This window comes from Streptomyces sp. SP18BB07 (genome assembly GCF_036322545.1).
GTDB lineage: Bacteria > Actinomycetota > Actinomycetes > Streptomycetales > Streptomycetaceae > Streptomyces > Streptomyces deccanensis.
The window spans coordinates 1-23,103 of sequence record NZ_JAQYWT010000337.1; the positions used below are offsets into that span (position 1 = coordinate 1).

20 protein-coding genes are annotated in these 23,103 nt (G+C 73.4%); 6 read left to right on the plus strand and 14 right to left on the minus strand.

Translation table 11 applies throughout. From position 1 onward, the window contains the following. Nucleotides 1-145 precede the first annotated feature (145 nt). On the plus strand, nt 146-1,369 hold the full coding sequence (locus tag PUR53_RS27120; RefSeq protein WP_329909938.1) for an alpha/beta fold hydrolase: 1,224 nt from the start codon (nt 146-148) through the stop codon (nt 1,367-1,369). 3 nt (nt 1,370-1,372) lie between these two features. Here PUR53_RS27120 and PUR53_RS27125 read toward each other — a convergent pair whose 3' ends face one another. Then, complete coding sequence (locus tag PUR53_RS27125; protein ID WP_443078060.1) at nt 1,373-2,575, minus strand: glycerate kinase; 1,203 nt, start codon at nt 2,573-2,575, stop codon at nt 1,373-1,375. 201 nt (nt 2,576-2,776) lie between these two features. Between PUR53_RS27125 and PUR53_RS27130 the strand changes: the two genes are divergently transcribed. The 4 genes from PUR53_RS27130 (at nt 2,777) to PUR53_RS27145 (ending at nt 8,107) form a co-directional block, all read left to right on the plus strand. After that, a complete protein-coding gene (locus PUR53_RS27130; RefSeq protein WP_329895757.1) occupies nt 2,777-3,874 on the plus strand; it encodes an ADP-ribosylglycohydrolase family protein in 1,098 nt (365 codons plus the stop codon). 64 nt (nt 3,875-3,938) lie between these two features. Next, nucleotides 3,939-4,430 carry an NUDIX hydrolase gene (locus PUR53_RS27135; RefSeq protein WP_329895758.1) on the plus strand — a complete coding sequence of 164 codons (492 nt, stop codon included), beginning with the start codon at nt 3,939-3,941 and terminating at the stop codon, nt 4,428-4,430. Nucleotides 4,431-4,823: 393 nt separating this feature from the next. Continuing rightward, a complete protein-coding gene (locus PUR53_RS27140; RefSeq protein ID WP_329909940.1) occupies nt 4,824-7,316 on the plus strand; it encodes a protein kinase domain-containing protein in 2,493 nt (830 codons plus the stop codon). A gap of 56 nt (nt 7,317-7,372) precedes the next feature. Further along, nucleotides 7,373-8,107 carry an SIR2 family NAD-dependent protein deacylase gene (locus tag PUR53_RS27145; protein ID WP_329909942.1) on the plus strand — a complete coding sequence of 245 codons (735 nt, stop codon included), beginning with the start codon at nt 7,373-7,375 and terminating at the stop codon, nt 8,105-8,107. A 49-nt stretch (nt 8,108-8,156) separates the two neighbouring features. On the opposite strand, the gene PUR53_RS27150 is transcribed toward PUR53_RS27145, so the two are convergent. The 3 genes from PUR53_RS27150 to PUR53_RS27160 all read right to left on the minus strand — a co-directional run bounded on the left by PUR53_RS27150 (nt 8,157) and on the right by PUR53_RS27160 (nt 12,328). Continuing rightward, a complete protein-coding gene (locus PUR53_RS27150; RefSeq protein ID WP_329895761.1) occupies nt 8,157-8,657 on the minus strand; it encodes a methylated-DNA--[protein]-cysteine S-methyltransferase in 501 nt (166 codons plus the stop codon). Between the two features lie 17 nt (nt 8,658-8,674). Beyond that, complete coding sequence (locus PUR53_RS27155; RefSeq protein WP_329909944.1) at nt 8,675-10,171, minus strand: AlkA N-terminal domain-containing protein; 1,497 nt, start codon at nt 10,169-10,171, stop codon at nt 8,675-8,677. A 177-nt stretch (nt 10,172-10,348) separates the two neighbouring features. Continuing rightward, nucleotides 10,349-12,328: a heavy metal translocating P-type ATPase gene (locus PUR53_RS27160; RefSeq protein WP_329895854.1), complete on the minus strand. Its 1,980-nt coding sequence runs from the start codon at nt 12,326-12,328 to the stop codon at nt 10,349-10,351. A 57-nt stretch (nt 12,329-12,385) separates the two neighbouring features. On the opposite strand from PUR53_RS27160, the gene PUR53_RS27165 reads away from it, so the two are divergent. Then, nucleotides 12,386-12,754, plus strand: coding sequence for an ArsR/SmtB family transcription factor (locus tag PUR53_RS27165; RefSeq protein ID WP_329895762.1), 369 nt, complete (start codon nt 12,386-12,388; stop codon nt 12,752-12,754). A gap of 81 nt (nt 12,755-12,835) precedes the next feature. Here PUR53_RS27165 and PUR53_RS27170 read toward each other — a convergent pair whose 3' ends face one another. The 10 genes from PUR53_RS27170 to PUR53_RS27215 form a co-directional block, all read right to left on the minus strand. Then, nucleotides 12,836-13,690, minus strand: a complete 855-nt coding sequence (locus PUR53_RS27170; RefSeq protein ID WP_329909946.1) for a hypothetical protein — start codon at nt 13,688-13,690, stop codon at nt 12,836-12,838. Nucleotides 13,691-13,924: 234 nt separating this feature from the next. Continuing rightward, nucleotides 13,925-14,434, minus strand: coding sequence for an O-acetyl-ADP-ribose deacetylase (locus PUR53_RS27175; RefSeq protein WP_329895764.1), 510 nt, complete (start codon nt 14,432-14,434; stop codon nt 13,925-13,927). Between the two features lie 143 nt (nt 14,435-14,577). Beyond that, entirely contained in the window at nt 14,578-14,871 is a 294-nt protein-coding gene (locus PUR53_RS27180) for a hypothetical protein (RefSeq protein ID WP_329909948.1), read from the minus strand. After that, on the minus strand, nt 14,868-16,268 hold the full coding sequence (locus tag PUR53_RS27185) for an alkaline phosphatase family protein (protein ID WP_329895766.1): 1,401 nt from the start codon (nt 16,266-16,268) through the stop codon (nt 14,868-14,870). Before PUR53_RS27185 ends, PUR53_RS27180 begins: the two co-directional genes overlap by 4 nt. 102 nt (nt 16,269-16,370) lie before the next feature. Beyond that, complete coding sequence (gene eboE, locus PUR53_RS27190; RefSeq protein ID WP_329909950.1) at nt 16,371-17,618, minus strand: metabolite traffic protein EboE; 1,248 nt, start codon at nt 17,616-17,618, stop codon at nt 16,371-16,373. A gap of 10 nt (nt 17,619-17,628) precedes the next feature. Further along, complete coding sequence (locus PUR53_RS27195; RefSeq protein WP_329895768.1) at nt 17,629-18,483, minus strand: TatD family hydrolase; 855 nt, start codon at nt 18,481-18,483, stop codon at nt 17,629-17,631. Between the two features lie 162 nt (nt 18,484-18,645). Then, nucleotides 18,646-19,431, minus strand: a complete 786-nt coding sequence (locus tag PUR53_RS27200; protein WP_329895769.1) for an EboA domain-containing protein — start codon at nt 19,429-19,431, stop codon at nt 18,646-18,648. 73 nt (nt 19,432-19,504) lie between these two features. Next, nucleotides 19,505-20,353, minus strand: a complete 849-nt coding sequence (locus PUR53_RS27205) for a sugar phosphate isomerase/epimerase family protein (protein ID WP_329895770.1) — start codon at nt 20,351-20,353, stop codon at nt 19,505-19,507. A gap of 32 nt (nt 20,354-20,385) precedes the next feature. Then, nucleotides 20,386-21,378 (minus strand): SCO3242 family prenyltransferase, encoded by a 993-nt coding sequence (locus PUR53_RS27210; RefSeq protein WP_329895771.1) that lies wholly within the window; start codon nt 21,376-21,378, stop codon nt 20,386-20,388. Between the two features lie 104 nt (nt 21,379-21,482). Beyond that, nucleotides 21,483-22,895, minus strand: a complete 1,413-nt coding sequence (locus PUR53_RS27215; protein WP_329910022.1) for a phytoene desaturase family protein — start codon at nt 22,893-22,895, stop codon at nt 21,483-21,485. Nucleotides 22,896-23,103: the final 208 nt, after the last annotated feature.

Here is a 23,103-nt window from a genome sequence, read left to right on the forward strand (position 1 = left end):
AGCAGTCGAGTCGTCGCGGGATGCCGGGCGGCCAATCCTCCTCAGCCACGAAAGCGGCACTCGCATGAAAGCCATACCCGGCATCCCTGGGTGTCCCGATCTTACGAATGACCGCGATCAACCCACGAAGAAAGGTATGGAGAGCATGACCTCGTACGAACTCAGAGAGCACAAGGTCAAGCACATCTCGACGGTTCCTGCGACGGAAGGCGACGTGCTGGAGCTGCCCGTCCGGGAGTACGACGGCACCCCCGGCAACGGCGACGCGCAGGACCGCGAGCCGGTGCTGATGCTGCACGGCAGGAGCGTGCCGGTGCTGCCGGGCTCCGACCTCGCACCCGTACCCGGGGGCGACCCCAACCGGTACAGCTGGGCACAGGAACTGGCGGCGGCCGGTTACGACGTCTTCCTGCTGGACCTCCAGGGCTCCGGCCGGTCGCCCCGTCCGGGGCAGATGGACAATCCGTACAACGCCAACCCGGCGCAACAGCAAGCGGTCCTCGTCGACCACACCATCCCGGCGCCCGGCCAGCCCACGTACCGGTCGGAGCTGGGCAGTTCGGAGAGTGACGAGGCGGAGTTGGCGACGGTGGTGAAGTTCATCAAGTCCCAGGTCGGCGCGGACAAGCGCATCCGCTTCGTCGGCTGGTCCGCGGCCGCGTTCGTCATGGGCCCCTACACCCTCAAGCATCCCGAGGAGGTCGAGAGCCTGTTCCTGCTCGCTCCGATGTTCCCGCCGCGAGGGCGATGGTCCGGCAACCCCGACGACCCCTTCGGACGCCCTCAGGAAGCCGCGACACTGCCCGTCGGCAAGCCGCCCCACCTGCTCGGATTCCCGATGCACGTGGCCAGCAAGAGGGGTTTCACGCAGTCGCTGAACAGTACCCCCACGTTGTGGGAGGAGGGGATCGCCGAGCGCGTGTGGGCCGCCTGCATGGAGGACGACCCCCTCGGAAGCAAGTGGGGCCCCACGGTGAACGGCGAACCCGAGGGCGTCCTGCGGTACCGGAACACCTACTGGTGGGGCTGGAACAACCAGACCGCGCCGTACAAGAAGGGTGGCGAGTACGTGCTCGGCGGCAGAGTCCCCGTGCTCATCCTCTACGGGGAACTGGACAGGACAGCCGTCACGCAGACGCCGATGCCCGACGTCCTGCACTTCTCCGTTCCGGACCTCTACACGGCCGTCAAGGGCCCTCGGAAGCTCATGTTCTGCTTCGAGGGCTCCGGCCACTCCCTGGTGTGGGAGACCGTCGCCAAGGACATCCACCGCTTCTCGAAGCAGTGGTTCAAGAACGGCAAGGTGGAGGGCCGCAGCAGCGGCAGCTACTTCAGGGAGTTCGACGGCAATCTGATCCACTTGCCGTAGAGGTCAGGTGAGGAAGTCCCGGCCGATCCGCTCGGCCACCCGCTCCAGGATCGGCCCCGGGTCGGCGAGGCAGCGTGCCACGTCCGGTTCGACGTCCGTCAGGGGGTACGCCCGACGGATGCCGGCCCGGCCCAGGGCCTTGGGCGGCAGGGCCAGACGGCCGCAGACGGCCACGACCTCCTTGCCGGCCGCGCGGGCGGCCGCGGCGACCCCGGCCGGGGCCTTGCCGTGCAGGGTCTGCTCGTCGAGGGAGCCCTCGCCGGTGATCACCAGCGTGGCCTTCTCCAGCGCCGGCGCGAAGCCCAGGACGTCGAGCATGACCTCGATACCGGGGCGGAAGCGGGCGCCGAGGATCAGGGCGCCGTAGCCGATGCCGCCGGCGGCGCCCGCGCCCGGGGCGAGGGCGTGCCCGGCGGCCCGCGGTCCGACCGTCTTCTCCAGGACGGCCGCGAAGTGCGTCAGGGCCGCGTCCAGCGTCGCCACGTCCTCGGGGCTCGCGCCCTTCTGCGGGCCGTACACGGCCGGAGCGCCCTTCGGACCCGTCAGCGGGTTGTCGACGTCGCTCGCCAGCACGAGGTCGACCGCCGTGAGCCTCTCGTCGAGGCCCGACAGGTCAGCCGTCACCAGGTCGCGCAGGCCTCCGCCGCCGGGACCGACGGGCTCCCCCGCCGCGTCCAGGAAGCGTGCGCCGAGCGCGGCGAGCATGCCCGCGCCGCCGTCCGTCGTGGCGCTGCCGCCGACGCCGAACACGATCGTGCGGGCGCCCGCGTCGAGCGCGGCGCGCAGCAGTTCGCCGGAGCCGTACGTGGAGGCCGTGAGCGGTGCGAAGACCCCGGCGGGCAGTCGCTGCAACCCGCTCGCCTCGGCCATCTCCACGACGGCCGTGTCACCGCGCAGCGCGTAGGCGGCGGTGACGGGCTCGCCGAGCGGGCCGGCGACCCGTACCTCGCGCCGTTCGAAACCGGCCGCGACCGCCGCGGCCACCGTGCCGTCGCCGCCGTCGGCGACCGGCAGCGCCTCGACCTCCAGATCGGGCAGGACCCGGCGCAGGCCCGCCGTGACCCGCTCGGCGACCTGGACGGCCGTCAGCGTGCCCTTGAACTTGTCCGCGGCGATCAGCACCCGCGGGCCGGTCGCTTCCGTGTCGCCGGACGTCTGCGTGTCGCCGGACGTGTTCGTGTCCCCGGGCATGTCGATCCCGTCCACCGCGGCGTTCGCCACCTAGCGTTCCCCTCGCTCATCGGGCCTTGCGCACGTCAAGGCAGTCGCGCCGCTGCGACCCTAACCGGCCCGGCCCCGGTACGTCATGCCCCGTCCCGCACAGCGAACACCGCCCCGAGCGGGTTCCGCCGGGCCCCGCCGGGCGGCCGTGCGCGAAATCGGGCGGAATCGGGTAGACCTTCGGACATGACGCCCACGACCACGACCCCCCTCGCGCCCCCGGTCGGCGCCGAGCTCGCCGACCGTGTGCTCGGGGGCTGGCTGGGCCGGATCGCGGGGAACATGCTCGGGAAGCCCGTGGAGCAGGGGGAGGTGTGGACGCGGGAGCGGATCGACGGCTATCTGCGGCGGGCCGGGGCCCTGCCGCTCACCGACTACTTCCCGGAACCGCCCACCGAGAGCGACGGGCTCGCGCTGCGGCCGGAGTGGCGCGACTGCGTACGCGGCCGGATCCACGGCAGCTGCCGCGACGACGACGTGGACTACTCGATCCTCGGGCTGCACCTGCTGGAGACGCACGGCTTCACGTTCAGCACCGAGCAGGTCGGTGACCTGTGGCTGCTGCGGCTGCCGTACCTCCAGACGTTCACGGCGGAGCGGGCGGCGTACCGCAACCTCGCGAGCGGGCTGAAACCGCCGCTGACGGCCACCTACGACAACCCGTACCAGGAGTGGATCGGCGCCCTCATCCGTGCCGACGTCTTCGGCTGGACCTCCCCGGGCCTGCCCCGGCGCGCGGCCTCGCTGGCCCGGCGCGACGCGGTGCTGTCGCACACCGGCAACGGGGTGTACGGGGCGATGTGGGCGGCGGCCCTGATCGCGGCGGCGTTCACGGCGCCGGGGGCGCGGGCGGCCCTGGAGGAGGCGCTGGCGGTGGTCCCGGCGAGCAGTCGTCTGGCCCGGACCGTGCGGCGGGTCGTGTCGCTGTACGAGGCCGGACTCGCCTGGGAGGAGACGCTCACGACCGTGGGCGAGGAGACCGCCGGGCTCGGCTGGATCCACGTCGTGCCGAACGTCGCCGTGCTCACGGCCGGGCTGCTGTACGGCGACGGCGACTTCACCCGCACCCTCGCGCTGACCGTCCGCGGCGGCCTGGACACCGACTCGAACGGGGCCACCGCCGGTTCCGTGGCGGGGGTGCTGTGCGGGGCGGAGGCGATCCCGGACCGGTGGAAGGACCCGTTGGAGGACACCGTGCGTAGCGCCGTGTTCGGCTTCGACGGGGTGCGCGTCAGTGAACTCGCGGAGCGCACGGTGCGGTTGGCGGAGTCCTTCGCCTCCTGAGCGCCGGCCCTTCCGCTCCTCGAGCGCCGATTTCCCGCCTTCGGGGGCCGTCTACGCTGCGAGGGTGACCACTTCGGACTTCGCCGCGTACATCGCGAGCCTGCCCCGTGTCCTCGCCGGTGCCGCCGCGCTCTTCCGGGACGCCGAGGGCCGCGTGCTCCTCGTCGAGCCCAACTACCGTGAGGGATGGGCGCTTCCGGGCGGGACGATCGAGTCGGACGACGGCGAGACTCCTAGGCAGGGGGCGCGGCGCGAGACCCTGGAGGAGATCGGGCTGGACATCGAGCCGGGACGGCTGCTCGCCGTGGACTGGGTGCCCGGGGTGGGGCGGCCGCCGCTGGTGGCGTACGTGTACGACGGCGGGGTGCTCGACGAGGAGGCTCTGAAGCGGATCCGCTTGCAGGAGGAGGAGTTGCTGTCGTGGCGGCTCGTCCCGCGCGCCGAACTCCCCGCACATCTCCTGGGACAGCTCGGCCGCCGGGTGCTCGCCGCCCTCGACGCGCTGGCGGAGGGCACGGGACCGGTCGAGCTGGAGAACGGGGAGCGGGTGGCCTGAGCCGTCGAAGATCGGCCACCGCGGTGCCGTTCGGTTGCCGTCCGCCGTTGACAGGAGTCAGCTGACGTCGCGTCAACTCCCCCTGTACGGAACGTGAAGTGCGTGAACCCTCCACTTAATGGAAGTTTAAAGCGCTGGCTGAAAACGCTGCCCGTTCGTCACTCCAGCATCTAGGCTGACGCCAACCCCGTCCGAGCGATCGCGCCTCGTTGCCTCGCTCGACAACCGGGGCAGCACTCGGGACACCCGTGACCGGCGGCCCGGGAGCGGGCCGTGGCGCCGGGAGATCCGGAGCCCCTGGGGGAACGGTCACCGGGAGCCGCCCGGAGCAGTCGGTCTCCCCCCCACCTGCGGGCCGTTTCGCCCGTCATCACCGAACAGGCAGCAGAGGTCATGGAACCACTGGGCTCGGACGATCCCGAGGAGCTAGGTCCCTACCGTCTCGTGGCACGGCTCGGCGCAGGAGGGATGGGACGGGTCTATCTGGCGCGCTCCCCGCAGGGGCGGACCGTCGCGGTCAAGGCCATCCGTCCCGAGCTGATGGGGGACAAGAACTTCCGTATCCGCTTCCGCCGCGAGGTGGAGGCCGCCGGGGCGGTCGGCGGCAGATACACGGCGCCCGTGGTCGACGCCGACCCCGAGGCGCCCATCCCCTGGCTGGCCACCGACTACATCGCCGGCCCCACCCTGGCCGAGGCGGTGGCCGCGCACGGCCCGCTGCCGGTGGAGTCGGTGCTCGTGCTGGGCGCCGGCATCGCCGAGGCGCTGATCTCGGTACAGGCGGCCGGGCTGGTGCACCGCGACCTGAAGCCCTCCAACGTGCTGCTCGCCGCCGACGGCCCGCGCGTCATCGACTTCGGCATCGTCCGGGCGAGCGACGGCTACGACCTCACCCGCTCCGGCGCGCTCTTCGGCTCCTTCGAGTACATGTGTCCCGAGCAGGCCACGGGCGAGCCGCTGGGCCCCGAGGGGGACGTCTTCTCGCTGGGCTCGGTGCTCACGTTCGCCGCGTCCGGGCACGCTCCGTTCAGCGGCAGCGCGGCGGCCACGCTCCTGTACCAGGTGGTGCACAGCGCACCCGATCTGACGGGTGTGCCCGAGCCTCTCGACAAGATCATCAGCCTCTGTCTCACCAAGGACCCCCGGCTGCGGATCACCCCGGACAAGCTGGCCGCCGCCTGCGCGCCCGGCGGGGTGGAGCAGCTTGCGGCCGACGGCTGGCTGCCTCCGTCGGTGACCTCCTCGGTCGCCCTGCGCGCGGCGGCCGTACAGACCCTCGACAACGGACCTGACGGTCCGGTCGTCCTCCGCTCCACCGAGTCCGACCGCGAGCGGGACGCGTACGGCTTCCAGCAGGAACGTCTCACCTACACGCCCCGGCCGGACCGGGCCACGTACGGCGCGCGGCGGGGGCGCGCCGCGTACGGCTTCGAGCAGGAGGGGGCGCCCCTCGGCACGGACGGCCCGTCGACTCTCGGCATCGCCCCGTCGACCCCTGACTCCGGTGGCCCGTACGACGGCTCCGGCTACCCGGGCCGGGGAGCCGAGGTGCCGCCGGCCGACAGCAGCGGGGGCGGCGGGTACGGCGGGGGCGACGGCGCGGACCGGACCGGCGTCGAGTCGCCGTCCACAGCCGTGCCCCCCGCAGGCGCGGAGCCCTATTCCGCCCCCGAGGAGCCGGAGCCGTACCGCACCTCCGGGCACCGTCGTGCCGTGCCGCGGCCCGGTCCGTCGCGGCGCACGGTCCTGACCGTGTCGGCGGGTTCCGCCGCGGCCGCGGTCGGCGCCGGTCTGGTGCTCAGCCGCCGGAAGGAGCCGACCGCGCGGTCCACGGAGCCCGCGGGCCCGGCCCCCAAGCCGCTGTGGACCTACCGCGGCGGCCCGCTGCTCCAAGCGCCCGCAGTCTTCAAGGACGGCGCGGCCCTGGTGAAGACCCGCCCGGGTGACCTGGTCTGTCTCGACCTCAAGGACGGCACCCGGCCCAGGTGGGTCTACGAGGGCATCAGCCAGTCGCCCACCCCGGCCGTGCTGGCCTTCGACGCGGTGATCGCGCTCGGCGAGGGGTCGACGGTGATCGGGGTCGACCCGGTCGACGGAACGGAACGTTTCACCGTCGACTTCGGGCCGGACTTCCGCTTCACCACCCTGCTCGGCGCCGTCGACGACCGGGCCGTCTCCGTCATCGGCGTCCGGCTGCGGCGCGAGTCCGACGAGCAGGGCGTCGCGACGTCCACGGACACCGTCTTCGGCGTCGACCTCGCGGCCCGCCGCGCCGAGGTGATCCCCATCAGCCCGGAGGACGTCGGCGTCAAGCTGGCGCCGGTCATCCTGCCCGGCTATTTCGTCTACGCGGACGGACTGCGCAACGTCACGGTCCGGGACACCGACAGCTCCGGCGTCCTGTGGCGCCACCCGGTCGGCTACGACCTGCGGCCGGGGCTCGCCGTCATCAACCGCACGGTGTTCGCCATCGGCCGGGAGCTGAAGGCCCTGGACCTCGCCACCGGCGGACTCCGCTGGCGGGTGAGGCCCGAGCGCGGCATGTTCGCGTCCCTCGGCGGCTACGGCAACACCGTCTACGTCACCGGCACGGACCCCGCCGGTGTGTACGCGTTCAACGCCGGTACCGGGGCCCGCCGCTGGTTCTGCCCCACCCCGCGCCTCAACATCGACCAGCCGGTCACGGCGGGCCCCGACGCGGTCTACGTCCCCGCCTACAAGAACAAGAACGGCTTCTACGCGATCGGGGCCGCCAAGGGCCGGCTCCTGTGGAACTTCACCGACGGCCTGGAGACCGGCGTCAACGACTGGCAGCTCGCCTGTGACCACAGCGGCGTCCTGGTCGCCCAGCACTACGACCGCACGTACGGCCTGCCCGCGCCCTGAGCCCGCCACGCCGATATCCGCTCGCCCCGGCGGGACGGCCGACCTACCCTCGCCCCATGAACAAGCCCCTCGTCGCCCTGCTCAGTGGCGCAGGCATCTCCACCGACTCCGGCATCCCCGACTACCGAGGCCCGAACGGGCTGTGGCGGCGGGATCCGGAGGCCGAGAAGCTGGTGACGTACGAGTACTACATGGGTGATCCGGAGATCCGCCGGCGCGCGTGGCAGATGCGGCGGCAGAACCGGACGCTGCGGGCCGAGCCGAACGTGGCGCACCGGGCGGTGGCCGAGCTGGAGCGGTCCGGGGTGCCGGTGCGGGTGATCACGCAGAACGTGGACGGGCTGCACCAGCTGGCCGGGATGCCGGCCCGCAAGGTTCTCGAACTGCACGGGTCCGCGCGGTCCGTGGTGTGCGTCGGGTGCCACGCTCGGACGCCGATGGAGGACGCGCTCGCCCGGGTCGAGGCCGGTGAGGAGGACCCGCCGTGCCTGGAGTGCGGGGGCGTGCTGAAGTCCGCCACCGTGATGTTCGGCGAGCGCCTCGACCCGGTGGTCCTCGGTGAGGCCGTCGCGATCACCAAGGCCTGCCAGATCTTCATCGCCGTCGGGAGCAGCCTCCAGGTGCAGCCCGCCGCCGGGCTCGCCGGCGTCGCCGCCGATCACGGGGCCCGCCTGATCATCGTCAACGCCGAGCCGACCCCGTACGACGAGCGGGCGGACGAGGTCGTACGGGAGCCGATCGGGACGGCGCTGCCGGAGGTGCTGCGGGGGATCCGCGAGGCGAGCGTCTGACGGGCCGGTGTCGCGGAACCCCTCGGAAGACCCGTGGGCCGGGTGTTGGTCAGAACAGTGCCGTGCCCCGTTCGAAGTCCAGCAGGCGCTGTTTGCGTGCCGTGCCGCCGCCGTATCCGGTGAGGCTGCCGTCGGAGCCGACGACGCGGTGGCAGGGGACGATGATGCCGACAGGGTTCCTGCCGTTGGCCAGACCGACCGCGCGGGACGCCTTGGGGTTGCCCAGGGCGCCCGCGAGTTCGCCGTACGAGCGGGTCTCGCCGTAGGGGATCCGGACGAGCTGTTCCCAGACCTGCCGTTGGAACGGGGTCCCCGCCAGCCGGAGTTCGAGGGTGAACACCTTCAACTCGCCCGCGAAGTAGGCCTCCAGCTGTTCCCGGGGCCCGGCGAAGGCCGAGTCGTCACGTGCGCCGAAGGTCTCCTGCGGCGGGCGGTGGCGCTGCTCGGTCATGTAGAGGCCGCACAGCACACCGTCGTCGGCGACGAGGGTGAGGGGGCCGTAGGGGCTGTCGACGACGGTGTGCCGCTTCTGCTGCTTCTGCTGCTTCATGGGTGGTCCTCGGAAGGTCATACGGGAAGGAAGTTGATGGGGTGGCTGTCGGTCGCCCAGAGGTACTGGACCGCGTACGCCCGCCAGGGCCGCCAGGCCTCGGCCCGCGCCGCGAGGGCCGCCGGGGTGGAGGGCAGGCCCAACTCCCGTGCCGCGCGCCGGATTCCGAGGTCACCGGCGAGGAAGGCGTCCGGGTCGCCGAGGGCACGCATGGCGATGACGTCGACGGTCCAGGGGCCGAACCCGGGCAGGGCGAGCAGCCGGCCCCGGGTTTCGGCCCAGTCGCTGTCGACGCCCAGGTGCAGTGTTCCGTCGGCGAGTTGCCGTACCAGGGTGGTGAAGGTGGTCCGGCGGGTGCGGGGCATCGCGAGGGTCTCGGGATCGACGGCCGCCAGTTGCTCGGGGGACGGGAAGAGATGGGTGAGGCCCCCTTCCGGATCGTCGACCGGTTCGCCGTGCGCGACGACCAGCCGGGCCGCGTGGGTCCGGGCGGCGGCCGTGGAGACCTGCTGGCCGAGGACCGCGCGTACGGCGAACTCGGCCTCGTCGACGGTCCGCGGCACCCGGCGTCCGGGCGCCTTGTCGACCAGGGGCGCGAGCAGGGGGTCGGTGCGCAGCTGCTCGTCGACGGCGACCGGATCCGCGTCCAGGTCGAGCATGCGGCGGCAGCGGCTGATGGCGACGGGCAGGTCGCGCAGATCGCCGAGGGTGAGCCGGCAGGCGATGTGGTCGGGCTCCGGTGCGAGGGCGACGATGCCGTGGCCGTACGGCAGCCGGAGGGTGCGCCGGTACGCGCCGTCGCGCCACTCCTCCACGCCGGGTACGGCGGTCGCGGCGAGGTGGCCGAAGAGGTTGTCGGGGTTGAGCGGGGCCCGGAACGGCAGCCGGAGGCTCAACGCCCCGGAGGTGCCGGGCGAGTCGGAGCGCTGCCGGGCCGACCGTGCGGCCCGCTCGCGCAGTTCGCTGGGCGACAGCGCGAAGACCTCCCGCACGGTGTCGTTGAACGTCCGGATCGACCCGAACCCGGCGGCGAACGCGATCTCGGCCATCGGCAGCGCGGTCGTCTCGATCAGCAGCCGCGCCGTCTGCGCCCGCTGGGCCCGGGCGAGCGCCAACGGGCCCGCGCCCAACTCGGCCAGCAGCTGCCGCTCGACCTGCCGGGCGCTGTAGCCGAGCCGCCGTGCCAGTCCCGGCACGCCCTCCCGGTCCACGACCCCGTCCCCCACGAGCCGCATCGCCCGCGCCACGAGGTCCGCCCGCTGGTCCCACTCCGGTGATCCCGGGCTCGTGTCCGGGCGGCACCGCTTGCAGGCCCGGAAACCGGCCTGCTGGCACGCCGCCGCGCTCGGGTAGAACGTCATGTTCTCCGCCTTGGGCGGCACCACCGGGCAGCTGGGCCGGCAGTAGATCCGTGTGGTCACCACGGCCGTGAAGAACCAGCCGTCGAACCGCGCGTCCTTCGACCGCACGGCCCGCACACACCGTTCCGTGTCCGCGTACATCCCGTTCCGCATGCCTCAAGCATCGGGGAGCGGCGAACGGAGGGCTGGCGGAAATCCGACATCAGCGTGGGTTGACCTGCGACCACCGGAAGCCCACCGCCGCCCTGAAGGGGCGCGGGGAACTGCGCGACCAGCCCCCACGGACCAGCAGCCGCCAGTCCACGGACAGCCCCTCCCCCTCAGGCGCCCTCAACCCCGCGCAGCGCGCCCCCACGCCCCCTCCCGCAGCAACCGCAGCCCGTTCAGACCCACCAGCACGGTCGACCCCTCGTGCCCGGCCACCCCGAGGGGCAGTGGCAGATGCCCCACCAGGTCCCACACCACCAGCACGGCGATGCACACCCCGGCGATCACCAGGTTCTGCACCACCAGCCGCCGGGCCGCCCGCGACAACCGCACCACCGCCGGGATCGCACGCAGCTCGTCGCGCACCACGACCGCGTCCGCGGTCTCCAACGCGAGATCGGAGCCCGCCCGGCCCATGGCCACCCCGGCGTGCGCGGCGGCGAGCGCGGGCGCGTCGTTGACCCCGTCCCCGACGAACAGGACCTTCGCGCCCCCGTTCTGCAGCTCCCGTACGGCCTCCACCTTGGCGTCCGGCAACAGCTCGGCCCGCACGTCGTCGATCCCGGTGTCCGCCGCCACGCGGGCGGCGGCCCGCGCGTTGTCCCCGGTCAGCAGGACCGGCGACGCACCGGTCACGGCGGTGAGGGCGGCCACCGCGGCGGGCGCGTCATGACGCAGCCGGTCGGCCAGGGTGAGCGTCCCGACGGCGACGCCGTCCCGCTCGACGAGCACGGTCGTCCCTTCGGCGACCGGCCTGTCGACGGCGGCCCCGTCGACGGGAGCCCTGTCACCGACGTCGCTGTGCTCCCCCGCCCGCCCCACGGTCACCACGTGCCCCTCGACCGTCGCCCGCACGCCTCGGCCCGGCGTGGCCACGAAGTCCTCGGCGGCGGCCATCCGCAACCCCCGCGCCCCGGCGGCGGCCACCACCGCGCGGGCCAGCGGATGTTCGCTCGGGTACTCGGCGGCCGCGGCCAGCGCCAGCAGCCCGTCCTCGTCGAGCCCGGCGCCCGGCAGCGGTCGTACGGCGACGACCTCGGGCGTGCCCTCCGTGAGCGTGCCGGTCTTGTCGAGCGCGGCGGCGTCGATCTCGCCCAGCCGTTCCATCGCGACGGCGGACTTCACGAGGACGCCGTGGCGGCCGGCGTTGGCGATGGCGGAGAGCAGCGGCGGCATGGTGGCGAGGACCACCGCGCAGGGCGAGGCGACGATCATGAACGTCATGGCGCGGAGCAGCGCGGCCGTGAGGTCCTCGCCGAAGGCCAGAGGGATGCCGAAGACCGCGAGGGTGGCGACGACGACCCCGACGGCGTACCGCTGTTCGATCTTCTCGATGAAGAGCTGGGTCGGCGCCTTGGTGCGCGAGGCCTCCTCGACGAGGCTCACGATGCGGGCGATCACGGAGTCGGCAGGGTCCCGTGCGACGCGGACGCGCAGCGCTCCCGTGCCGTTGAGGGTGCCCGCGAAGACCTCGTCGCCGGGTGCCTTGGGGACGGGCAGCGGTTCGCCGGTGATGGTGGCCTGGTCGGCCTCGCTCTCGCCCTCCAGGACCCGCCCGTCGGCGCCGATGCGCTCGCCGGGGCGGACCAGCACCACGTCACCGACGGCGAGTCGGTCCGTCGGCACGGTCTCCTCCGCCGTGCCGTCCGGCGACAGGCGGGTGGCGGTGGTGGGCGCGAGGTCGAGCAGACCCCGTACGGAGTCCGCGGTGCGGGCGGTGGCCAGGGCCTCCAGGGCGCCGGAGGTGGCGAAGATGACGATCAGCAGGGCGCCGTCGAGGACCTGGCCGATCGCGGCCGCGCCCAGCGCCGCGACGATCATCAGCAGGTCGACGTCGAGGCTCTTCTCGCGCAGTGCCCGCAGCCCTTCGAGGGCGGGCTCCCAGCCGCCGGCCGCGTAGGCGACCACGTACAGCGGGCCGCACAGCCAGGCGGAGGCCCCGGCCAGGTCCAGGGGGAACGCGAGCAGGAAGGCGAGGGTCGACGTGAGCGCCCAGCGGGCCTCGGGGAGCGCGAGGACGCGGGTGCGGCGGCGGGGGGCCGTCGCGGCGGACGGTGGGCGGACCGGGGTGGGGGTGAGGGTGGCAGACACGCGGCACACCATACAGGAACACATGAAGACTCATTCATGCCTTCATGTGCGATGAGTAAGATATCCGCCATGGGTCATGGAGCCGTCACCTCAGCGCAGGACGCCGCCCCTCGTGTGCGTCTGGACGCGGCCAATGTCGCCAAGGTGGCCACCACCCTCCAGGCCCTCTCCACTCCGTCCCGGCTGCTGATCCTGGCCCGGCTGCGCGAAGGGCCGCTCCCGGCGACCGAGTTGGCCGCCGAGGTCGGGATGGAACAGTCCGCCTGCTCCCACCAGCTGCGCCTGCTGCGCAACCTCGGCCTGGTCGTGGGCGAGCGCCAGGGCCGTTCGGTGGTGTACGCGCTGCACGACCACCATGTCGCCGAGCTGCTGGACCAGGCCGTCTATCACGTCGAGCACCTGCGACTGGGACTCAGCGACGCGCCGGACGGGGACTGAGGCGGCGGGTACGGGAGCGCCCCGGCCGATTGGCCGGGGCGTGCCTGATGCGGGAGTCGGGGCAGGTTTCCCGAGCTGGGGTCACGCCGCCGGAATCGCCGGGAGCGTCGTGGCGGGCAGGCCGTCGAGCAGCCCTCCGAGCAGGCCGGTGACCAGGCCGAGCACCGGCTGCAGGAGACCGGTGACGACTCCGAGGACCGGGCCGAGCAGACCGGTCACGGCACCCAGGACCGCACCCAGGTCGAGCGAGGTCAGCGCCTTGAGCAGCGCGTCGACGGCGGCCTGCAGCGCGGCCAGCAGATCCGTGACCGGGTCGGCCGCCGCGGCGGCGCGGTCGGAGCCGGCCGGGGCCGCCGCCTCGATCTTCTGCAACCGCTGCTGAACGGTGGCGTGGGCGGTGCGCAGGGCCGCGACGTGCCGGGCCGCCTCGGCGGTGTCCAGCTGGTCGGCGTCCAGCTTGGCGATGGTGGTCATCTCGCCCAGCAGCGGGGCGAGCACATCGTTCTGGTCCATGCGGTCGAGCAGGTCCAGCTGGTCGAGCAGGTCGTCCACGTCGGTGCCGACGGCGTCGGTCTCCGTGGCCGTGCCCGTCGCCGCCTCCGCGGCCGCGTCCGTGTCGGCGTCGAGGTCGGCCAGCAGCGCGTCCAGGTCGCTGTCGAGCTTGTCGAGGAGCGCCTCCATGTCGGCGATCTCCTTGTCGACGATGGCGTCCGCCTCCGCCTCCTCCTTGTCCACGAGCGCGTCGATCTCCTTCTCCAACGCGTCGAAGAAGGCGTCCAGATCGGGTTCGGGAACCGCGGCGGCGCGGCTCGCGGCACGGTCCGAGGCGGTTCGGCCCGCGTCGACGGCCGCGGTGGCGGTACCGACCGGCCCGAAGACCAGCGCCCCGCAGACCAGAGGTGACAGGAGAAGAGCACGGGAGACGAGGGCGCGCATGCATGTTCCTTTCGAAGCAGCTGTCCTTGCGCTCACCGTGAGAGGCGCCACGACGCGCCGCAACCGAGCACAACCCCCCGGCCGAACCCGCCGACCGACCACGTCGACAACCCTGACCAGCGTGTTTCTCCCGACAGACCGCTCCGTACGACGCCGTTCGGCTCGCTTTCGCCGTTCGTCCGTCAGAGTGCGCGAGGGCGACACGCCGGGCCGCGTCCCGCCCTGGAGCCGGTGTCAGCCCACCTGTTCGGCGAACGCCCGGTACGCCTCGTCGTCGAAGAGGACGAACCTGACCTCCTCGACCGCGGTCTCGGTGGAGCGGACCGTCTCCACCGCGATACGGGCGGCGTCCGCCATGGGCCAGCCGTAGACACCGGCGGACACGGCCGGGAAGGCGACGGTCCGGGCGCCCAACTCGTCGGCGACACGGAGGGACTCGCGGTAGCAGGAGGCGAGGAGGGCGGAACGGTCGAGGCTCTGGCTGTGGACGGGTCCGACCGTGTGGATGACCCAGCGCGCGTCGAGGTCGCCCGCCGTGGTGGCGACGGCCTGACCGGTGGGGAGGCCCTTGCCGTACTGGGAGGCGCGGAGCTTGCGGCAGTCGGCCAGGATGGCGGGGCCGCCGCGCCGGTGGATGGCGCCGTCCACTCCTCCCCCGCCGAGGAGGGAGGAGTTCGCGGCGTTGACGATGGCGTCGACGGACTGCTCGGTGATGTCGCCCCGGACGAGGGTGATGGTGGTCATGCCCGCCTCTATACCAGCCGACGGGACGGGCGGGCCTCCGATTTCGACCGGCGCCGCCACGGGCGGGGACCGGCCGCGGGGGCGGGCGGAACCGGCCACTGGGACGGGCCCGCCCACCTGCGCGCCGGGGGCGAAAGTCGGGATCAGGACCCGGCGCGCAGGCGGGTGTGGTCGGGCGGGTCCATCATGAAGAACTGGCCCGGCGCTCGGGGAGGCGACTGCGGGCGGAAGCCGGGGAAGCCGTCTCGGGTCGCGTCGGCGCTGAAGCGGGGGTCGGCGAGGACCGCGCGGGCGTCCTCGTACCGGGTGATCAGCCAGGGGCTGTTGTCACCCCAGATCGTCACCCGCCGGATCGGCTCCTCGGTACGCCACTTGGCGTACTCCGGCGACGGGTCGAGCAGCGGACGGAGGGTCGGGAGGGGAGGGTGGGCCGTCATGCGTGCGGCTCCTGTTCTGTCAGGCCGGCGAGGCCCAGCAGCAGGGACTTGATCTCGGTGGCGGCGTACGCCTCCCGGGCCGGCTCGCGCGCGGAGCACAGCAGGACGGGACCGTCGTCGGGGTCGGTGGGGAGACGGCCGTGGCTGCCGCGGACGCCTGCGGGGTTCAACGGCACCGTGCTGATGCGGTAGCGGAAGCCCAGCTTCTTGCGGGCGACCTGGCCGATGGCGCGCAGCTTCACCGCGGGGACGGTCTCGTCGTAGAGCAGCTCGGCGGGGTCGTAGCCGGGCTTGCGGTGGATCTCGACCTGGCGGGCGAAGTCGGGGGCGCGCTCGTCGTCGAGCCAGTAGTAGTACGTGAACCAGGCGTCCGGGGCGGCGACCACGACGAGTTCGCCGGAGCGTTCGTGGTCCAGGCCGTGCGCGGCCTTGCCCTCGGCGTCCAACACCTCGTCCACACCGTCGAGTTCGGCCAGTAGCTTGGCGACCTCCGCGGTGTCGGCCGGGTCCCGTACGTACACGTGGGCCACCTGGTGGTCGGCGACCGCGAAGGCGCGTGAGGTCCAGGGGTCGAGGTACTCCATGCCGTCCTGCGTATGCACCTGGAGCAGTCCGGCGCGGCGCAGGGCACGGTTGATGTCCACGGGGCGGGAGACGGGCGTGATGCCGTACTCGCTGAGGGCGACCACCGTGGCGCCCTCGCGCTGGAAGTGGTCGAGCAACGGGCGCAGTGCGTCGTCGAGTTGGCGGGCGGCGCGGATCGTGGCGGGTGAGTCCGGGCCGGATCGCTGCGGCTCGTAGTCGAGTTGGGGGAGGTAGACGAGGGTGAGGTCCGGGTCGTGCTCGTCGAAGACCTGGCGGGCGGCGCCCAGGATCCACTGGGTGGAGGGCATGCCCGCGTTGGGGCCCCAGTAGGTGAACAGGGGGAACGGGCCCAGGCGGTCGGTGAGTTCGTCATGCAGGGACGGCGGCCAGGTGTAGCAGTCGGGTTCCTTGCGGCCGTCGGAGTAGTAGACCGGGCGCGGGGTGACGGTGAGGTCGACGTCCGCGCCCATCGCGTACCACCAGCAGATGTTGGCGACCTTGTAGTCGGGGTCGGTCCTGCGGGCGGTCTCCCAGATCTTCTCGCCGCCGACGAGCGCGTTGTGCTGGCGCCACAGCAGCACCTCGCCGAGGTCGCGGAAGTACCAGCCGTTGGCGACGGCGCCGTGCCCGGCGGGTGGTTCGCCGGTGAGGAACGTGGACTGGACCGTGCAGGTCACGGCGGGCAGGACGGGGTCGAGCCGGGCCCGGAAGCCGCGCTCGCCGAGGGCGGCCACGGCGGGCATGTGGGCCAGCAGCTTCGGGGTGAGACCGACGATGTCGAGCACGACGAGCCGGTGGGGTCGGGTACTCATCGCCGGTGCTCCTTGTTGCCGGGCCGAAGGCTCATCGCTGGTTCTCCTCGAAGGTGGGCCGGGAGCCGGTCGGGGGCTTCCGGTGGGGCGGTCGCGGGCTCGTCATCGGTCGTCCTTGAGGCCGAGGTCGGTCAACCGGTCGCGGGCCCAGGCGAGTTCGGCGGCGATGCCGCCGGGCAGGTCGGTGGGCGGTTCGGGGAGGACGGACCAGGTGTAGGTCTCGACCTCGATGTGGTCGCAGTCCGCCGAGGGCCCGCCGAGGAGTCCGGCCAGGACCCGGACCAGGTGGTCGGCGGTGGTACGCAGCGGCGGTTCGGGGGCGGCGTGCAGGGGTGCGTGGAAGTGGACGCGCCAGGGACCGGTGTCCGTCGGCAGCCCCCCGTCGAGCGCGTCCGGCAGATCATCGGCACCCCGCACCTCCGTAGTCACGAACTCGGCCGCCGTACGCCCCTCCGGAGCCACGAACCCGGCCGCCGTAGGCCCCTCAGGCGTGCGCGGCTCCCCGCCCGTCCCCGCGAACGCCGCCGTGCGCGTCTGGTGCAGGAAGCGTGGTTCCGCGAGGCGGCGAAGGGCCGTGCGGGCGGTGGGGGCGGCCGGGTCGGCGGCCTCGATCGCGCAGGACGCCTGGAGTTTGACCACCGGCAGCCCGGCCTCGCCCAGGCGGCGCAGGGCCGCGCCGGGTTCCTCGAACTGCACGGCGAGGTGGCAGGCGTCGAGGCAGACGCCGAGCCGTTCGGGGTCGAGGCCGCGCAGTTCCCGTACGGCCTGGGCGGTGGTCTCCACGACGCAGCCGGGCTCCGGTTCGAAGCCGACGCGGACGCGGCGCCCGGTGTCCGACTCGATCGTGGCGAGCCCGGCGGCGAGCCGGTCCAGGGCGCGGCGGGCGGTGTCGGCGCGCTCCGGCGACCAGGGTGTGCGCCAGGCCAGCGGCAGGGTGGAGACGCTGCCGCGTTCCGCGTCGTCGGGCAGGAGCGCGGCGAGGACACGGGCGCAGTCCAGGGTGTGCGTCAGGCGGGCCTCGTCCGCCCAGTCGGGAAGGTAGACGTCCTTCTTGACCACGTCGCGGTGGAACCCGGCGTAGGGGAAGGCGTTGAGGGTGACGGTCTCCAGGCCCCGGGCGTCGAGTTCACCCTTGAGTCGCGCCAACTCGCCCGGCTCAGCGGTCAGTCGGGCGACCACGTCACGGGCGAGCCAGAGCCCGATGCCCAGCCGGTCGACGCCCAGCCGCTCCCGCACCGGTTCGGCGTGGTCGGCGAGTTGCGCGAGGACGCCGTCGAAATCCTCCGCCTGGTGGACATTGCTGCAGTAGCCGAGGTGGACGGCGGTGCCGTCCGGGTGACGGAAACGCATGGGTGGCCCCTCACTCCCCGCCGCGCCGGACGGAGTTGCCCTGGAAGCTGGACTCCTCGTCCGGCTTGGGTTCGTCGAGGTCCAGCCGTCCGCTCTGGCCGTAGAAGGCGACCGGGTTGCGCCACAGCACGCTGTCCACGGTGTCGTCGTCGAACCCGGCGGTGAGCATGGCGTCCGCGGTCTTCCGGGTCTTGAGCGGGTCCGAACGGCCCCAGTCGGCGGCCGAGTTGACGAGGACGCGCTCGGTGCCGTGTTCCTGGAGGATGGTCACCATGCGGTCCTCGCTCATCTTGGTCCTCGGGTAGATCGAGAAGCCTGCCCAGCAGCCGCTGTCGAGGACCATGCCGACGGTCAGCTCGTTGAGATGGTCGAGGACGACGAGTTCGGGGGCGATGCCCGACTCCCGTACGACGTCCAGGGTCCGCCGGGTCCCGGTGGCCTTGTCGCGGTGCGGGGTGTGCACGAGGGCGGGCAGTTCGTGCTCGATCGCGAGCTGGAGCTGGAGCGCGAGGGCCTCGTCCTCCTCGGGCGTCATGGAGTCGTAGCCGATCTCGCCGACCGCGACCACGCGGTCCTTGGCCAGGTAGCGGGGCAGTTCGTCCAGGACGGGCCGGCAGCGCGGGTCGTTGGCCTCCTTGGGGTTGAGGGCGATCGTGCAGAAGTGCTGGATGCCGAACTGGGCGGCCCGGTAGGGCTCCCAGCCGAGCAGTGCGTCGAAGTAGTCGTAGAAGCTCTCGGGCGAGGTACGGGGCTGGCCCAGCCAGAACGCCGGCTCGACGACGGCGCGCACGCCGGCCGCGTGCATCGCCTCGTAGTCGTCGGTGGTGCGGGAGGTCATGTGGATGTGGGGGTCGAAGATGCGCACGGGCAGGCCTTTTCCTCGGGTGGTCCGGTGAGCCGCGCCGACTGTGGCGGGGCGGTGACGATGCGTGGAGGTGGCGGTGGAGGTGGGAGTGGCAGTGGCAGTGGCAGTGGCTGGCAATACGGCCACGGTGACCTGCGGAGGCCGTGGACGCGGGTGCCCCGGCTAGGGTGAGGCCGTGGTCCGGCGGAGTTCCGCCAGGGCGCGTTCGGCGGCCTCTCGGCGCTCGGGTGCGGCGGCCCGTGTCTCGGCGGTGAGTCCGTCGGTGAGCCGGTCGGCGGCGGGGAAGGGGCGGACGACGGGCCAGATGTCCGTCGGTACGTCACGCCCCGCGGCGACCCGTTCGTGGGCGAAGTCGGCCAGCATCCGGGCGAGTTCGGCGTCGGCGCGGGCGGGGAGTCCGTCGATCCGGTCCAGTGGGATCTCGTGGAACACGCACTTCAGCACGGCCTGCCGGTATTCGGCGTCCGGCAGCCGGGCCGCGCCGTACGGGCCGAGAGCGGCCTCGATGATGCCGCTGTCGTTGCCCCGCAGGGCTTCGCGGACGAGGGGCAGGGCGAGGTCGCCGAGGGGCTCGCGGACCGCGTCGCCGCTGTCCGGGGCGGCGAGCAGCGGCAGGGTCCGCAGGACCGCCCGTTGTTCGGCCGGGTCGCCGTGGCGGTGCAGGCCGGCCAGTTCGTCGGCGAGCGGCTGTCCGCCCAGCGGCAGCGCGGTGAGCAGGACCGCGCGGGCGGCCTCGTCGACGGTCCAGCGCGCGTCCAGCCGGGCACGCCCGCAGCGTCTTCGGGCGGCGGGGAACAGGGTGCGGACGGCGGCGGGGCGCTCGGCGACCCGGGCGATCGCCTCGTCGAGCCAGGCGCGGGCTGCCGGGTCCAGGGGGTGGCGGGCGAGGAGGGTGCGGGGGTCGGAGAGTTCGGCCGTCTCGGCGGGCGGCATTCCGGTGGAGACCATGACGGAACAACCTCCTGTGGGGGTGGAGGACGTAAGGAGGGGGCGGGGGGTGAGGTCGTCGGGCAGGGGTGGGTCAGGTCGTCGCCGCGCGCAGGAAGTCGAGCGAGCGGCGGGCCACTTCGGGGGCGTCGAGAGAACCGCCCTGGATCTCCACGGAGACCAGTCCGCGGTGGTCGAGGTCCTGGAGGGCGGCGAGCACGGGCGGGAAGTCGATCTCGCCGGTGCCGAGTTCGAGATGCCGGTGGACACCCCGCCGCATGTCCTCGACCTGCACGTTCAGCAGACGCGGGGCGGCGAGGCGGACGCACTCCAGCACGGTCCGCTCCTCCACGCAGTGCGCGTGCCCCACGTCGAGGGTGATCCCGAACAGCTCGTGCCCACCGATCAGTTCGGCGAGTTCGAGGCACCGCTCCACGGTGTCGACGAACATGTACGGCTCGGGTTCGAAGGCCAGCGACACGCCGTACTCCTCCGCCGTCTCCAGGACGGTCTCGACACCCGCCGCGAGCCGTTTCCAGGCGTCCCCCTCCGGCAGCCCGTCGTCCGGCGCGGGGCCGCTGCACAGGTGGACGGTGGGCGAGCCGAGGTCGGCGGCAATGCGTACGGCCCGTCGCAGCAGGTCGATCCTGCGCTCGGCCCCGTCCGCCATGAGGGTCGGATGATGCTTGCCCCAGGGGTCGAGGAGGTAGGGCGCGCCGGTCTCCACGGTGACGTCCAGTCCGTGCCGGGCCAGGTCCCGGGCGATCGCGGCCACCCGCCGGGGCAGGTCGTCCGCGTACGGGTCGAGGTGGCCGTGGTCGAGGGTGAGGGCGACGCCGTCGTAGCCGAGGTCGGCGAGGACCGCGAGGACGTCGCCCAGCCGGTGGTTGGTGAAGCCGTTGGTGCCGTAGCCGAATCTGAGGGGGGTGGGGGGCGGGGTCATTCCGGCTCTCCTCCTGCGCAGGTCCGTGCCGTTCAGGTGGGGGATATGCGCCGGGCGAGCCGCCGCGCGAGGGGGTGTACGACACCGAGGGCCGCCGCCGCTGCCGTGGCTCCGCTGCGTGCGGTCAACGCCGCCTGCAGCGGCATCAGTCCGAGGATCCCGGCCCCGACGGCCCGCCGTACGTTCTCGCCCGACGGTTCCCTTACGGCACGGGCCTGAGCCGTCCCGTAGCTGCCGAGGTAGGCGAGGGTGCCCGCGGCCACCACGGCGGCCCGGGCGGCGGCGGCGGTGCCTGCGCGCCCCTGAAGTCGCCCGGCGCGCCAGGCGACGGCCGTGCGGGCGGCCGGGAGTGCCGTGGCGAGGGCGGTCGTCGTGGAGGCGGCGAGGGTCGCGGCCGGCAGCCGGGCGGGGGCGCCCGAGATCTCGTGGCGGCTGAGGGCGGTCAGGGTGTAGGTGTGGGCGCCGACCAACGCGGCGGGGACGGCGCCGCGCAGCAGGGCGGCACCGGTCCCGGTCGTGCGGTCCCGCCCGCGCCCGGCGGCCAACGCGCCCGCGAGGACGTCGAGGGCCCGCGCGGAGGCCATGGCGGCGGGGCCCGCCGGGGTGGACTTGAGCTTCAGGTCGTACGCCCAGACGGCGGCGGCCAGCGGAAGCGCTCCCATGAGGCTCCGGCGGCCCCCCGAGGCGGCGGCGAGCGCGAGGCCCCCGGCGGTCAGGGTGCCCGCGACGGCGAGGGCGGTGCGGCGCGGGACCCGGCCGGACGGGACGGGGCGCTCGGGGCGCTCGACCGCGTCGACCGTGGCGTCGGCGTAGTCGTTGAGGGCCATGCCGGCCCAGTAGAGGCAGACGGACGAACCCATCACGCCGACCGTCCGCGCGCCCAGCGGGTGCCCTGCGGCGGCAGCGCCCGCGAGCACGTCGCCCGGGACGCTCAACGCGGCCGGGGCGCGCACCAGTTGTGCGAGGTCGGCGAGGCCCACGCGAGGCCGCGAGCCGGAACCCGCCCCCGCTCTCCGATCTTTCATGGCGGCAACTTACCCACGCGACTTGGGCATTCACATGGAGAAAGCGTGAAGACCTTTGTCGATTCGTGATGTTGTCCGTGATGCCGCTCGGCGCGCCGGTGAACTCAGGGTTCCTGCCGCAGCCTCCGCCACACCGCCTTGGCCGCGTTGTGGCCCGACATGCCGTGCACCCCGGGTCCCGGCGGGGTCGCCGACGAGCAGATGAACACGGCCGGGTGCGGGGTGGCGTACGGGCGGAGCGAGAGCCTCGGGCGGAGCAGCAGTTGGAGTCCGGAGGCGGCACCGCAGGCGATGTCGCCGCCCACGTAGTTCGCGTTGTGCGCGGCGAGTTCGGGCGGGCCCGCGGTGGCGCGGGCGAGGACGCGGTCGCGGAACCCGGGTGCGAAGCGCTCCAGTTGGCGCTCGACGGCGTCCGTCAGGTCTCCCGTCCAGCCGTTCGGGACGTGGCCGTAGGCCCAGAAGACGTGTTTGCCCTCGGGGGCCCGGCCGGGGTCCACCAGGCTGGGCTGCACGGTGATCAGGAAGGGCGGGTCGGGCGCGCGGTTCTGCCGGGAGGCCGCGTCGAGGGCCGCGCCGATCTCGGCCCTGCTCGCGCCGACCTGGACGGTGCCGGCGCGGCGCGCCTCCTCGGCGGTCCAGGGCACGGGGCCGTCCAGCGCGTAGTCGAGCTTGAAGACGCTCGCGCCGTAGCGGTAGGCGTCGTAGTGGCCGCCGAAGCCCGCGATCCGGGCCAGCGCGGTGGGCGAGGTGTCGAAGACGTAGGCGCGGGCGGGCGGCAGGTCGTCGAGGCGCTTGACCTCGTAGTCGGTGTGGACGGTGCCGCCGAGGTCCACCAGATAGGCGGCGAGCGCGTCCGAGATGGCCTGCGAGCCGCCCCGGGCGACAGGCCAGCCGGCGGCGTGCGCGGCCAGGGCGAAGACCAGGCCGACGGCGCCGGTGGCGAGGCCCCCGAGCGGGGCGATGACATGGGCGACGAGTCCGGCGAACAGCGCCTTGGCCCGCTCGTCCTTGAAGCGGCGCATCAGCCAGGTCGAGGGCGGCAGACCGACGAGGCCGAAGCGGGCGAGGGTGACCGGGTCACGGGGCAGCGCGGACAGCGGCAGGGACATGAAGTCCCGGGCGAGCGTGTCCCACTTGGGCAGGAAGGGCTCGACCAGTCGGCGGTACGCGCCCGCGTCACGCGGTCCGAACGAGGCGGCCGTCTCCCCCACCGAGCGCGACAGCACGGCCGCCGAGCCGTCGAGGAAGGGGTGCGCCATCGGGAGGTCGGCGTGCAGCCACTCCAGGCCGTGGCGGTGGAGCGGCATCGCCCTGAACGCGGGCGAGTTGACGCCGAGCGGGTGGGCGGCCGAGCAGGGGTCGTGGTGGAAACCGGGCAGGGTCAGCTCCGCGGTGCGGGCGCCTCCTCCCACGGTGTCCTTCGCCTCGAACACGGCCACGGAGAACCCGCGCCGGGCCAGCTCCACGGCGGCCGTCAGGCCGTTCGGCCCCGCCCCCACCACCACCGCGTCGAGCATCGACGGCACGTCCGGACCCCTTCGTCGTCGGCCGATGACCACCGGGCCCTGCCACCGCAATCCCGCCGACGGCAAAACCCGCGCCAAAACCTGCGTTCAGGATATGCCGCACCACCGACGACACCGGTCCCGGGTGGGCCGCGCCGAGTCGCCCCGGGGGCCGCGCCGGTGTCGCTCGCCCTCAGCCGCGGCGACGACGCCGCGCGTC